A 12,606-nucleotide genomic window follows, 5' to 3' on the forward strand; every position below is an offset into this window, starting at 1 on the left:
AGCTACCGGCGTTTCTTCAAGTGCGCCACCGGGTCTTGGGCACCTTCAGCGTTCTTCGACTTCTTCTCGGCGCGTTTTTCCTTGATGGTCTTGACCGGCTTCTTTGCCAGGTTCTGATGGGGTGTTTTGTCCGGCATGGCGCGCTCCTTACAACGAGGGACAGGCTTTGTCCCTCTTCGTAAAATACGCCTTTTCCGCCCCCAATGTAATGGCCTGAAAGGGCGCGCGGTCAGTCCGAAACAGGCACGTCCGCGATGCCTACAAAACGCGTGCCGACGCCGTCGAACTCACTGCGGACGTAACCCTCGCGCACGCGCGGAACGTCCTCGGGATCGTGGTGGCCGCACACCACGTAGGTAAAGTCCGGCCACCACTTCTTGGGGCGCGCTGCTTCCTCGTAGCCGCAGACCGCGCACTCGAGATGGACCCAGACGGGCCGCTTGCCGGTGCGGTTGGCGCGGGACTGGACCAGCCAGGGCGGCGGGTTGTCCAGGATCTCACCGAGGTCGGCCTCGGTCATCCACTTCGGAAGGCCGTGGCGCTGGGCCATTTCCATCGGTACATCAAGGGCAATGGCCGCGTCGCGTCTGTTAATCATCACCATCCACGATACGGGAGCCCGCCAAATCGCCCCCACCGGGTCAGACAGCCAGGGCAATCCCGGCAGCGGCAGCCCCAAAGCCGAGGACCAGATTGGCGGCCACATTCAACACCGCGGAGCCGAACCGCGCCTCACTCAGCAACCGCACTGTCGCCGTGGTCCACGAGCTGAAGGTCGTCAGTCCGCCTGCCAGCCCGGTGGCCAGTGCGGTGTGCCATTCCGCGGCCAGCCCCAGCCGTACGGTGATGGCGTGGGTGGCGCCGATAATGAAGCACCCTGCGGCGTTCACCAGCAGCGTGGCCCAGGGCCAATGCAGCCTCGCCTTGGCCCCGGAACCGCCTGAGGAACCGACCACCGGGCGCGCCGTCCGGATGGACGCGTGATGGGCAAACCAGCTGTCCACGGCGAAACGAAGAAGAGCGCCGGCGACGCCGAACAGGCCCACCAGAGCAGCAGTCATCACGGCGTGCTACCCGCGCCGGGACCAATAACCCCGGCCACCACCTTGCCGAACCGCCACCCCAATCCGGCGGCGGCCAACCCAAGAAGCAACGACAGCACCAGGTAGGCCACCGACACCAAATGCTCCCCGGCCCGGGCCAACTGATCCGCCGAAAACACCACGGCGGAGAACGTTGTGAAGGACCCCAGCAGTCCCGGCCCGAGCCCTGCCCGCAGCCAGAATGCTGTGTGGGGCCGGGACATCCAGATGGTTGTCAACGCTGCCAGGACGAAGCTGCCGCCAATGTTGATCCACAGCGTGGCCCACGGCACCGACCCCGGAACATCAGGAAACACGAGCCCCAGACCGTACCGCAATTCGGTGCCGAGGAGGCCTCCGGCGGCAACAGCAAGCCAGGCGCGTCCCGCCGGCGTGCCGGCTGGTTTCATTCAGCTGTCCCCAAGCAGACAGCCCGGATGGGGCTGGTCGCTGTGCACCCACAGGGCAGAGGTGATCTCACCCGCGAGGTCGTAGTCCCGGGTCCTGCCCGAATTCCTGATCCGCACCACCAGCGCGCCGCCGAACGGTTTGCGGCCCACCACCTCCACCTCGGCGTCGAGGTCAATCTCTTCCGCGGAAAGGTACCTGAGCAGGTCCGGGTTCTCGTCGCTGATCCGGGTGATCCTGCCGGTGTGCCCCTGGTCCAGCTCGCCCATCAGGTGCGCGCGGGGCATCAGCACTTTCCCGTCGGCGGTGGGGATGGGATCGCCGTGCGGATCACGCTGCGGGTTTCCGAGTATGGCCGCCACACGCTCAATAAACGTGTCCGAGACGGCGTGCTCCAGCAGTTCGGCTTCATCATGGACCTCGTCCCAGCTGTAGCCCAGTTGCTGGACAAGGTAGGTCTCGATCAGGCGGTGCCGCCGCACCATGGAAAGGGCCAGCCGGACACCGGCATCGGTCAGCGTGATGGCGCTGTAGGGCTTATGGTCAACGAGTCCCTGGTCCTTCAGCTTGCGGACCATCTCGGACACCGAGGAATTAGCGACTCCCAGGCGCTGGGCCAGCTGGGAGGACGTGATGGGCTTGTCCTGCCATTCCGTGAAGGAGTAGATGACCTTGACGTAATCCTCAATGGAGGAGGAGGGCGCGCTGGTCTTCACAGCCCCAAGCCTACCCTTTGCCCGTTCTCCGTCATGCTTTGAAGGCCCGCCACGTGAGCGTCAGGTAGGGCAGTTCGAGCTCTTTATCCAGGCTGTGGCCCAGGTGGTCGTGGAGGTACCAGTCCAGGTTGGCCAGCACCTTCGCCCGGATGGTTTCACCGGCTCGCAGATAATAACTCCGCGATTTGGTGAGCTCCACCAGGTCGGTGGTGGTGACGCGGTCCTGCCAATGGGTGACGTGGCCCTCGAGCCCCGTGAACTCGGGTCCTACGTGCGGCCGGAAGCCGGGCTTGTACACGTCCCCGGCGTGCATGATCCGGGAGAGCCGGTGGACCCAGGGAACGGATGTGTCCAGCTGGTTCCAGATCAGGCCCAGCTTCCCGGCCGGACGGAGGACGCGCGCAAGTTCGGTGCTCGCCGCGAGGGCGTCGCACCAGTGCCAGGCCTGGGCCACGCTGACGACGTCGAAGGCCCCCGCGGGCAGGCCGGTCGCCTCCGCGGTAGCTTGGATCGCCGTGGCAGCGGGATAGTGCGCCCGTAACTGTTCGAGCATGTCCGCAGAGGGATCGAGAGCGGTGACCGACATGCCCCTGTCCAGCAGCAGTTCGGTGAACTTACCGGTGCCGGCACCGGCGTCGAGCGCATCATGGGCGCCCGGGGGCACCAGCCATTGAGCTGCTTCGTCCGGATAGCCCGGACGGACCTGCTGGTAGTGCCGGCCGCCGTCCTGGAAGCTCTGGCCGAGCTCCCGGCGCCGTCCGTGATCAAGTTTGGGGCCACCCCGTACCACGTGTGGCCTCCTTTGTCTGATGCCCTTGGGTATCCTTCGAATCTACCGCACACGCCCTAGAGGCAGGAAAGCAGGCAGTGTCAGCAAGGCAGGACGGCGTCGGCAGCAATCAGTCGTCGATGCAGGGGGCAGCCCCGGCAGTTCCCGGCGTGTTGGGTGCCCAGTGCGGATAGGTCCGGGTGTCATTGGCGGGAACCCAGCGTCCTGCGTCCACCACATAGTCCCACCCCAGGCCGTTGCGGCGCAGCGACTCGATGCCCGTAAGAAGCCGTTCTGCGTCCTCAAGGCGCGAACCGACTCCAAAGCTGGCACGGAGGGAACCGGATGGGAGCCCGAGCCGCTTCAGCAGCGGGTGCGCGCAGAAACGGCCGTCCCGCAGGCCAACGCCGTGCTCGGCGGACAGGTACGCGGCTACCAGTCCGGCGTCATAGCCTTCCACGGAGAAGTTGACCACGCCGATGGTGTCCGTATCCGGGTTGGTGTCCTTGAAGATCTGGTGGACGGTCACCCCGTCGATCTTCTGCAGGCCCTCCACCAGGAAGGAACGGATGCCCGACTCATGGGCATGCCACCGGTCCAGGTCCAGCCCGGCGATCACCTGCGTGGCGCGTGCCAGGGTGGCTGCGCCCAGGACATTGGGGGATCCGCCCTCGTGGCGGGCCGGGCCGGTGGCCCAGCTGACGCCGTCGAGCCTTGCTTCCTTGACGGCGCCGCCACCGGCGAGATGGGGCGTTCCGGCGTCGAGCCAGTCCGGGCGGCCCACCAGCACACCGGCGCCGAACGGTGCGTACAGCTTGTGGCCCGAGAAAGCGAGGTAGTCCACGCCATCCGCGGCGATGTTGACACGGCGGTGCGGCGCCAGCTGGGCTGCGTCCACCACAATGCGTGCGCCGTGTTCGTGAGCGAGCGTGGCCAGGGCCCGGATGGGCAGGATCTCGCCGGTGACGTTGGAGGCGCCGGTGACGGCCAGCAGGCTCACGCCTCCCTGTTCCAGTTCGGCGCGCACGGACTCGATGGTGCCGGGGATGGTGTCGGCGGCAACGATGCTGCGGTGGGGGACGCCCTGCCACGGCAGCAGGTTCGCGTGGTGTTCAATGTCCAGGTACAGGACGTCCCCGTCGGGCCGTCCGTCCGTTGCTGGCAGGCAGCCTGCCAGCAGGTTGAGGGAGTCAGTGGTGTTCCGGGTGAAGATCACGGAATCGTCCGGGCGGCCGCCCACGAACTCCCGGACGATGTTCCGGGCATTCTCGTAGACGGACGTGCTGATCTGGGACGCATAGCCGGCCCCGCGGTGGACGCTTGCGTAGAACGGCAGGATCTCGTTGAGGTAGGCCGAGACCAGGGAGAGGGCGGGAGCGGAGGCGCCGTAGTCGAGGTTCGCATACCGGACGTGGCCGCCGGAGATCAGCGGTGCCTGGATTTCAGCGCCGGTGACAGCCGCAAGCGGCCGGCCGGCGACGGCGCGGCGGGCATCAAAGGGGGCAGCGCCGTCAGGCTGGACTGTTTCAGGCTGGGCGGCGGCGTTGGGGGAGACGGTGGCAGTAGTCACAGAGACCTCACTTCGAAAGGACTCCCTGTACCGGGAATCCGCGCTTGCCGCATCCGTTCCGGACCGGCCTGGTCGTCACCCGGGGCACCCCACCGCGGTTGGAGGGTTGCCGGCCAGCAAACCGGGGTTTCGCGCTGGCACTCGTGACCTGCTTAAGAGAGTAGGACATGGGGCAGGAAGGTTTGAAGCCAGCTCGAATGTTAAGCGCTTTGTTACGCACCTGCCGATAAGTGCTGCTTTGGCCGAATAAACGACGGCGGGCGCCTCCTTTGGGAGGTGCCCGTCGCCGATTCTTCGATGAAGGTGTTAGAGAAGGTCGTCCAGGTCCGGGTTCAACCGGCGGAGCACCTCGGAGTGCAGGATGGAATTAGTGGCCAGCGCGTTGCCGCCGAACGGCCCGTCCTCGCCTTCCAGTGAGGTGAAGCGGCCGCCCGCTTCCACCACAATCGGCACCAGTGCCGCCATGTCGTAAAGGTTGAGTTCAGGTTCGCAGGCAATGTCCACGGAGCCTTCCGCCACCATGCAGTAGGACCAGAAATCGCCGTAAGCCCGGGTCCGCCACACGTCCTCGGTGAGGCCCAGGAAGTTGTCCAGGTTGCCGCGTTCCTTCCAGCCGCCCAGGCTGGAGTAGGACAGCGAAGCGTCGGACAGGCTGGCGACGTTGGAGACACGGAGCCGGGTGGCTGCAGCCAGCGACCGGCCCATGTAGGCTCCCATGCCCTTGGCCGCCCACCAGCGCTTGCCCAGGGCGGGTGCGCTCACCACCCCAACAACGGGCTCGCCCTCATCCACCAGGGCAATCAGGGTGGCCCAGACGGGGACGCCGCGGACGAAATTCTTGGTGCCGTCAATGGGGTCGATGATCCAGCGGCGGGACCCGTGGCCGGTGCTGCCGAACTCTTCCCCGAGTACGGCATCACGCGGACGGGAACGGGACAACTGGCCGCGGATGGCTTCTTCTGCGGCCTTGTCCGCGTCGGTGACCGGCGTGAGGTCAGGCTTGGTCTCCACCTGGAGGTCCTGGGCCTTGAAGCGGCTCATGGTCTGGTCATCCACGGAATCTGCCAGGACGTGGGCCAGGCGCAGGTCATCGTTGTAGCTTGAAGCAGGTTGGATCATGGTTCCAAACTACCGCCTGCGCGCTGATCTGCTGGGAGATCGGCACCGTCAGTTGACGCTGCCCAGCTCCTTTGTCTCCTGCGCATCCAGGCGCGGGTCAGTGCCCAACAGGCGGCGCAGCGAGGCCAGCCGCGCTTCCCCGGTGGCACCCGCATGGCCACCGCCCACCCACGCGTCCAGCCCACAGTTCACGGCGGTGGCTGTGTGCTTGCAGCCGCGTTCGCAGTCATCGATGCCGGGGGAGAGGTCCGGGAAGGAGCGCAGGATCCGGTCAGGATCCACGTGAGCCAGGCCGAAGGAGCGGATACCCGGGGTATCGATAATCCAGCTGCCCACAGGAGCGTCCGCCAGCCTTAGCGCCAGCGCCGACGACGACGTGTGGCGCCCGCGCCCTGTCACGGCATTGACGCCGCCGGTGGCCCGTTCAGCCCCGGTCAGCGCATTCACCATCGTCGACTTGCCTACGCCTGAATGCCCCAGCATGACAGTCACTTTTTCATCCAGGTACCCCCGGAGCTCGGCCACGGCATTGCTGTCGAGGCGGGCGGACAGGCCGTCGTCAGAGCGGGCGTCGATGCCGGAAGCGCTGGAATCGGCTGTCCGGCTGATGATCACGGGGAAGTCGAGGTGTGTGTAGTTGGACAGCAGCTCCGCCGGATCCTTGACGTCCGCCTTGGTGACCAGCAGGATCGGCTCGATCCCGGCGTCGTACGCTGCCACCAGGGCGCGGTCGATGAAACCCGTGCGTGGTTCGGGGTTGGCGGCGGCCACCACGATCACCAGCTGGTCTGCGTTGGCAACCACAGCCCGCTCCACCGGATCCGTGTCGTCAGCGCTGCGGCGCAGCAGGGTCCGGCGGTCCTGGATCTTGACCAGCCGGGCGAGGGTGTCCGGTTCGCCTGAGACATCGCCTACCAGGGAGACGAAATCTCCGGCCACTACAGGGTTGCGGCGCAGTTCGCGTGCCCTCGCGGCAATGACCACGCGTTCGTTGCCGGAGTCCTCACCCACCACCGCCGTGTACCTGCCGCGGTCGACGGTGATGATGCGTCCGGTCACAGCGTCGTCGTGGCTTGGCCGGTCCTTGGTGCGCGGGCGGGAGCCCTTTTTGCTGGGCCGGATGCGGACATCCGATTCGTCCCAGGAATCAGTGCTGCGCGCCACCGGTGGAACCTTCCGCGCCGGCATCCGCGGGACCGGCCTGGGCCAGCATGTCTTCCCACAGCCGGGGGAAGTCCGGCATGGTTTTCGCGGTGGTGGCAATGTCCTCCACCTGCACCCCGTCCACGGCCAGGCCAAGGATGGCTCCTGCCGTCGCCATGCGGTGGTCGGCGTAACTGCGGACGACGCCGGCGTGCAGCTTGGCGGGCCGGATCACCAGGCCGTCGCTGGTCTCCTCGGCATCCCCGCCGAGGCGGTTGATCTCGGTGACCAGTGCAGCCAGCCTGTCAGTCTCGTGGCCGCGCAGGTGTGCGATGCCGCTGAGCCGTGAGGGCCCGCTGGCCAGGGCACACAGCGCGGCGACGGTGGGGGCAAGCTCGCTGGTGTCCGCGAAGTCGGCGCCCTTGATTTCGGGTCCGCCCGTAACGGTCAGGACACCATCACGGAGAGTGACCTCAGCGCCCATCTCGGCAAGAATGGTCCGCCACAGGTCTCCCACCTGCTGCGTCTGCTCCGGCCAGCCCGGAATCCGGACCGTTCCGCCGGACGCCAGGGCAGCCGCAAGGAACGGTCCGGCGTTGGACAGGTCCTGCTCGATCCGCTGGTCGAATGCGCGGATTGGCCCCGGGGAAACAGCCCAGTGGTTGGGAACCGAATCGTCAACCACAACCCCGGCGCCCCGCAAGACCGCCACGGTCATGTTGATGTGGTCAAGGCTCGGCACCGGTTTCCCGACGTGCTCCAGGTGAAGGCCTTCGGTGAACCTCGCTCCCACGAGGAGCAGCGCCGAAACAAACTGCGAGGAGGCGCTGGCATCGATGACCAGGTGGCCGCCCGGAACCTCCCCGGTGCCTTCCACAACAAACGGCAACGACGACGGCGCGCTGCCGTCTTCGGCGGAAACAGCCACTCCCAGCGCCTTGAGGGCTTCGATAATGGTGCCCATGGGCCGGTTGCGGGCGTGCGGGTCGCCGTCGAACATGCTGGCGCCGTTGCGCAGCGCCGCCAGCGGCGGAACGAACCGCATCACGGTACCGGCGAGGCCGCAGTCGATCCTGGTGGAGGACGCTGCCGCGTCTGCCACAAGCGGAACCACCTCCAGGTCCGGACCGAACGCACCGTCCCCCGGGACCTCCGTGATGGTGGCGCCGAGCTGGCGGAGCGCATCGATCATGAGTGCCGAATCCCTGGAATGCAGCGGCGCACGCAGGCGCGACGGGCCGTCGGCCAGCGCTGCGAGCACCAGGTACCGGTTGGTCAGCGACTTTGACCCGGGCACCGTAACAGTGGCATCGACGGGCCGGGACGCGAAGGGGGCCGGCCAGTGGGGGAGGGACGTTCCGGAGTGGTCCTGGGTGGTGGCGGCTGCGGTCATGTCCTGCTTATGCCCCCGTGGCCTGTTCGACGGCGCGGCGTACGGCCTTATCGGCTTTGTACAGCTTCTTGTTGGTGGTCTTCCTGGCGTCCGCGGCAAGGTGCGCGGCACCCTTCCGGGCGTCTGCGGCCAGGTGCTCGGCGCGCCAGGCCAGTCCCGGCTTGCCAGCCGTGTCGACGGAAGCGAGCAACGCCCCGCCGCTTAGTGAAAGGTTCTTCAGGAGCTGGTTGCGGCGATTCCCGCGCCCTTCCTTGCTGCTGATGTCCGCACTGCGCCATTCAACGAAGGTGTTGAGAAGGGAAATGACGGTCAGCACGGTGGCTGAAAGCCTGGAAAACTTCCCGAGCCCAAAGAGGACGCCTGCGCCCACCTGCGTTCCGCCGATAACCCTTGCCAGCGTCTTCTCGTCAGTACGGAACGGCAGCGCCGCCGTGGCCTTGCTCAGCAGCGGCGACAGTTGCTGGGCGGTGTCATCGGCGTTCTTGAGCTTATCCATTCCGGCAACAACAAAACTGGAAGCCAGCATGGGCCGTGCGAGTGTGCGGACAAAGGACATGGATTTCCTCCTGGATGGACGAACCGCGTCGGGTGCGGCGAAGTCCGTCCTAGTCTTGCACTTTTGGGGAATATTTGCCCAAGGGCTGAGGTTATGGATGCTGGGTCCGCGAGAGCCGGGCCCAAAGACAAAGCACCGGACAACAGAGCGGAGTTGGCCCTTGAGGCGGGTGTTGGACGGAATTGACGCAGCAGGCCCGGTGGCAATGGACTCCTTGGAGGCCGAACCCCCCGAGTATGGCTCGCCGCGGGCGCGGAGCCTGACAGTAGACTTGAAGGCAATGAGCACCTTGGATCCGGCCGTTTCGGCCATGTATGAGGCTTCCCAAAGCGAAGCCAAAAGCAGCGCTGACGCACGGCCCGGGCCTGCAGATCAAACGGCAGAGCCACAGCAGCCTGAAGCGGAAACCACCGAAGAGGTGGTTAATGTTTCCACGGAATCGACGGAGGAGCGCCGTGCCCGGTTCGAGCGTGACGCCATGCAGTATGTCGATCAGCTGTATTCTGCCGCCATGCGCATGGCCCGGAACCCTGCCGACGCCGAGGACCTCGTCCAGGAGGCCTACACCAAGGCCTTTTCCGCGTTTCACCAGTACAAGCCGGGAACCAACCTCAAGGCCTGGCTGTACCGCATTCTGACGAACACCTATATCAACCTTTACCGCAAACGGCAGCGCGAGCCGCTTCAGTCCAACTCGGACACCATCGAGGACTGGCAGCTTGCGCGGGCCGAGTCGCACACCTCCAGGGGGCTTCGTTCCGCCGAGGCAGAGGCGCTGGATCACCTGCCCGATTCGGACGTCAAGCGCGCGCTCCAGGACATTCCCGAGGAATTCCGCCTTGCGGTGTACTTCGCGGACGTCGAAGGCTTCGCGTACAAGGAAATTTCAGACATCATGAACACGCCTATCGGCACAGTGATGTCCCGGCTCCACCGCGGCCGGAGAATGTTGCGGGACATGCTCGGGGAGTACGCCGCCGAGCGGGGATTCAAAACGGCCGCACCTCCACAGGACGCGGCGGAAAGCACACAACAGGAGAACAGGAAATGAGCGACTGCCAGGGATTGGGCGACTGCGACGATACCCGGATGCAACGCATCTATGAGTATCTGGACGGCGCCTTAACCCGTGAGGACATCACGGAAATCAAGACCCACCTTGATGACTGCCCGGAATGCACGGAGCAGTACGACCTTGAGTGCGTGATCCGCAACATGGTCAAGCGCTCCTGCACCGAAGCTGCTCCCGATAATCTGAAGAACGCCATATTGGACCGGATCCACTCGATCCGGCCGGTGGACGCCTAGGTCAGCCGGCCAGCAGCCAGGCCAGGGCAGCGATTCCCTGCCTCAACACAAAGGACCCCGGAAGCCGAGTGGCTTCCGGGGTCCTTTGCTGTGAACCGTAGTACCTGGCATTTGCCTAGGTGTTGGGGCGCTTCCCGTGGTTCGCGCCGCCACGCTTACGGTCACGACGCTTGCGTGCACGCTTGCTCATAGCTGGCCTCCTTACTGTTGGTACTCAAAAAGAGCTGCCCTCAAGTCTCCCACATGATGTGGCGGCCCGCGAACCGGGAACCGCCGCGTGACCTGCGGTTCAATCCGCGCCTTCGGGAGGGGAAGCTATTTTTCGAGGAGGGAGTTGCGGACCGCGATGCGGGCCTGTTCCAGGACCGTCCGAAGGGTTTCCAGGGCCACAGGGCTCAGCGGCTGCTTGCCTGCCTGCAGGCGCAACTCGGCGCGAAGGTCGTCGCGGAACGCCTGGAGCATCGCCTCGGCCTCTTTCAGCGAACGTTTGCCCTCGGGCGCCGACCTGCCGGCGGCGGTGGTGAAATCGACAGAACCGGCGGCGGCCCGTGCCGCCTCCGCCGTTGCCGCGAGGTCTGCCCGCAGCCCGCGCATGTTGCTGCGGATGTCCTCACGGAGGTTGTCTGCCAGCCGCCGGACAGAGGCGGAGATTTCGTTCTCCACCGCGGCAAGTTCTTCACGGCGCAGGTTCAGCTCTGCCAGCCCGGCAGGCGTGATGCGGTAGTTGGTCCGGCGCCCGGCGGATTCCGTGGCCACCAGCCCCTCCTCCTCGAGTTTTCCGAGCCGGGGATAGATGGTGCCGGCGCTGGGGGAGTAGGTGCCGCCAAAGCGTTCCTTGAGCGCCTTGATGAGTTCGTAGCCATGCTTCGGGCCTGACTCCAGCAGGGACAGCAGGTAGAGCCGCAGGGCGCCGTGGGCGAAGACGGCGGGCATCAGGGCTGTTCTTCCGCGTTCCCGGACGCTGCGCTGTGGATGATGGACGTGGTGCCTGACACTGAATTGGTCCTGACCAGCATGAGTTTCGCGTCCGGACCGGCGATGGTCTCCACCTTGCCGCCCGGCACATGGTATTTCTGGTGGTCGATGACCACTGTCCCGCTGGCAGATTTGGCAACGATGTCCACGCCGACGTCGTGGGGGATCCGGATGGTGAGGTCGCCGGATACCGAATTGGCTCCGAAATCCTGGGTGTAGCCCAGCAGGTCGAAACTCATGCCGCCGCTGACCGTGTTGGCCCGGATGTGGCTGAAATTGCCGGATGCCGTGACCTCGCCGGAAACAGTCTTGGCTGTGAGGACGCCGCTGTGATTGCGGGCGCTTACCTCGCCACTGACAGTGTTCACGTGCAGTTCGCCATCGGTGCCGTCGGACATCACGGAGCCGGAAACAGCGTTCAGGCGCGTGCGGCCGGCCATCCCTGAAACAAGGCCGTCACCGCTGACGGTGCCTGCCTCGACTTCAACCGTGGCCGGAACAGCGATGCTGATGACGGCGTAGTTTTCGCTGTTGTGGTTGACCGTTCCCATGAGGTTTTTGAACCAGCCCTGCGGCCCGTGCAGCTGATGACGGACCTCGAGCCGGCCGTCTTCCAGCGACACGGCCACGGGGTCGCCCTGGACCTCGGAAATCTCTATCCGGGTGACCGGCTCATGATGCGCCACCACGTCGAAGCGGCCGCGCACCATGCCAAGCTTCAGGGACGTCACCGAGTCGACGTCGATGGTTTGTGCGCTCGTGACATCCCAGTTCTGATCAGCCATTGGTCCTCCAAGACGATATATCGCGTGATGCACCCAACGTACCGTCGTGGCATGCTCAGGTCAAGATATATCGCGAACGGCTCCTACTCGGGGACGGCCATCCCCAGCCATTGGAACCACCCTCGGTGCAGTACCAGCCAGGCCATGAGTCCATATCCGGCCTGCCCGGGCGTCCCGCCGTTTGCTGCCAGGTCCTGCCGCCACTGTTCGTGGTTCAGGAGGGGTGAGAAAGTATCCACATAAAGATGCTTGCGGCGGGTGGTGACGTCAGCAAAGGCGGTGTTCAGCTCGTCGAGGCGGCGGTTCTGTGCAGGGTCCAGGGTGGGCGGCGGGCCCACCACAAAAACTCCAAGCCGGTTCTGCGATGCCGAGTCCAGGATGTTGGCCAGATTGAGCCGGCTGCGGGCAGTGGAAAGCCCGAACTCGATGTCCCGGCCGGAGAGGCCGATGACCAGGCGGTTCTCGGCCTGGTCGCTGAACCGCCGGCCGGCCTCGCCCATCCAGCGGGCAGCAAGGCCTTCCGTTCCTTCCTGCGGGCAGGGGAGGGCGTAGCTCTCCAGGAGCATGCCGTCCTGGGGAGTGCGGGCCAAAACGCGGCCCAGCCAGCCGAGTGCCCGGGGATCACCGAGTCCGGCCAGCAGTTCATCGCCTACAGCTGCAATACGCAGCTTCCTGTCTTCCACACGTTCCTCTTAACTTCGGTGCTGACTGCCTGCCGCCACCCGAACCACTCAGGGGGATCGGGCCGGTGCTGTTCATCCCATTAAACAGAACTGCCCGGC

General features: G+C 65.6%; 17 protein-coding genes and 1 riboswitch. Of the genes, 2 read left to right on the forward strand and 15 right to left on the reverse strand.

The annotated features are described in order from the left end of the window. Positions 1 to 2: 2 nt before the first annotated feature. The 11 genes from QFZ70_RS06255 to QFZ70_RS06305 form a co-directional block, all read right to left on the reverse strand. Complete coding sequence (locus QFZ70_RS06255) at positions 3 to 137, reverse strand: hypothetical protein (RefSeq protein ID WP_307094565.1); 135 nt, start codon at positions 135 to 137, stop codon at positions 3 to 5. 92 nt (positions 138 to 229) lie between these two features. Further along, positions 230 to 598 (reverse strand): hypothetical protein, encoded by a 369-nt coding sequence (locus tag QFZ70_RS06260; protein ID WP_307094566.1) that lies wholly within the window; start codon positions 596 to 598, stop codon positions 230 to 232. Positions 599 to 641: 43 nt separating this feature from the next. Next, positions 642 to 1,061 carry a CrcB family protein gene (locus QFZ70_RS06265; RefSeq protein WP_307094567.1) on the reverse strand — a complete coding sequence of 140 codons (420 nt, stop codon included), beginning with the start codon at positions 1,059 to 1,061 and terminating at the stop codon, positions 642 to 644. Beyond that, complete coding sequence (locus QFZ70_RS06270) at positions 1,061 to 1,492, reverse strand: CrcB family protein (protein ID WP_307094568.1); 432 nt, start codon at positions 1,490 to 1,492, stop codon at positions 1,061 to 1,063. Before QFZ70_RS06270 ends, QFZ70_RS06265 begins: the two co-directional genes overlap by 1 nt. Then, a complete protein-coding gene (locus tag QFZ70_RS06275) occupies positions 1,493 to 2,206 on the reverse strand; it encodes a metal-dependent transcriptional regulator (protein WP_307094569.1) in 714 nt (237 codons plus the stop codon). A 31-nt stretch (positions 2,207 to 2,237) separates the two neighbouring features. After that, positions 2,238 to 2,996, reverse strand: coding sequence for a class I SAM-dependent methyltransferase (locus QFZ70_RS06280; protein ID WP_307094570.1), 759 nt, complete (start codon positions 2,994 to 2,996; stop codon positions 2,238 to 2,240). A 109-nt stretch (positions 2,997 to 3,105) separates the two neighbouring features. Beyond that, complete coding sequence (locus tag QFZ70_RS06285) at positions 3,106 to 4,545, reverse strand: aminotransferase class V-fold PLP-dependent enzyme (RefSeq protein ID WP_307094571.1); 1,440 nt, start codon at positions 4,543 to 4,545, stop codon at positions 3,106 to 3,108. A 35-nt stretch (positions 4,546 to 4,580) separates the two neighbouring features. Further along, positions 4,581 to 4,694: riboswitch (SAM riboswitch) on the reverse strand. A 157-nt stretch (positions 4,695 to 4,851) separates the two neighbouring features. Further along, positions 4,852 to 5,664, reverse strand: a complete 813-nt coding sequence (gene hisN, locus QFZ70_RS06290; protein WP_307094572.1) for a histidinol-phosphatase — start codon at positions 5,662 to 5,664, stop codon at positions 4,852 to 4,854. Between the two features lie 48 nt (positions 5,665 to 5,712). After that, complete coding sequence (locus QFZ70_RS06295; protein WP_307094573.1) at positions 5,713 to 6,828, reverse strand: ribosome small subunit-dependent GTPase A; 1,116 nt, start codon at positions 6,826 to 6,828, stop codon at positions 5,713 to 5,715. Continuing rightward, positions 6,812 to 8,200, reverse strand: a complete 1,389-nt coding sequence (aroA, locus tag QFZ70_RS06300; RefSeq protein ID WP_307094574.1) for a 3-phosphoshikimate 1-carboxyvinyltransferase — start codon at positions 8,198 to 8,200, stop codon at positions 6,812 to 6,814. The genes QFZ70_RS06295 and aroA overlap by 17 nt, the downstream gene beginning before the upstream one ends. A gap of 7 nt (positions 8,201 to 8,207) precedes the next feature. Further along, a complete protein-coding gene (locus tag QFZ70_RS06305; protein ID WP_307094575.1) occupies positions 8,208 to 8,756 on the reverse strand; it encodes a DoxX family protein in 549 nt (182 codons plus the stop codon). Positions 8,757 to 9,036: 280 nt separating this feature from the next. Between QFZ70_RS06305 and QFZ70_RS06310 the strand changes: the two genes are divergently transcribed. Both QFZ70_RS06310 and rsrA read left to right on the forward strand, forming a co-directional pair. After that, a complete protein-coding gene (locus QFZ70_RS06310) occupies positions 9,037 to 9,807 on the forward strand; it encodes a sigma-70 family RNA polymerase sigma factor (RefSeq protein ID WP_373461544.1) in 771 nt (256 codons plus the stop codon). Then, a complete protein-coding gene (gene rsrA, locus QFZ70_RS06315) occupies positions 9,804 to 10,064 on the forward strand; it encodes a mycothiol system anti-sigma-R factor (RefSeq protein ID WP_307094576.1) in 261 nt (86 codons plus the stop codon). The genes QFZ70_RS06310 and rsrA overlap by 4 nt, the downstream gene beginning before the upstream one ends. A gap of 115 nt (positions 10,065 to 10,179) precedes the next feature. Here the strand turns inward: rsrA and QFZ70_RS18975 are convergent, their stop codons facing one another. The 4 genes from QFZ70_RS18975 to QFZ70_RS06330 form a co-directional block, all read right to left on the reverse strand. Next, entirely contained in the window at positions 10,180 to 10,254 is a 75-nt protein-coding gene (locus QFZ70_RS18975; protein WP_369299106.1) for a 50S ribosomal protein bL37, read from the reverse strand. 125 nt (positions 10,255 to 10,379) lie between these two features. Further along, entirely contained in the window at positions 10,380 to 10,997 is a 618-nt protein-coding gene (locus QFZ70_RS06320) for a PadR family transcriptional regulator (RefSeq protein WP_307094577.1), read from the reverse strand. Beyond that, on the reverse strand, positions 10,997 to 11,824 hold the full coding sequence (locus QFZ70_RS06325) for a DUF4097 family beta strand repeat-containing protein (RefSeq protein ID WP_307094578.1): 828 nt from the start codon (positions 11,822 to 11,824) through the stop codon (positions 10,997 to 10,999). The genes QFZ70_RS06320 and QFZ70_RS06325 overlap by 1 nt, the downstream gene beginning before the upstream one ends. A gap of 83 nt (positions 11,825 to 11,907) precedes the next feature. After that, positions 11,908 to 12,507 carry a GDSL-type esterase/lipase family protein gene (locus QFZ70_RS06330; protein WP_307094579.1) on the reverse strand — a complete coding sequence of 200 codons (600 nt, stop codon included), beginning with the start codon at positions 12,505 to 12,507 and terminating at the stop codon, positions 11,908 to 11,910. Positions 12,508 to 12,606: the final 99 nt, after the last annotated feature.

Source organism: Arthrobacter sp. V1I9, assembly GCF_030817075.1.
In the GTDB taxonomy this organism is placed as follows: Bacteria; Actinomycetota; Actinomycetes; order Actinomycetales; family Micrococcaceae; genus Arthrobacter.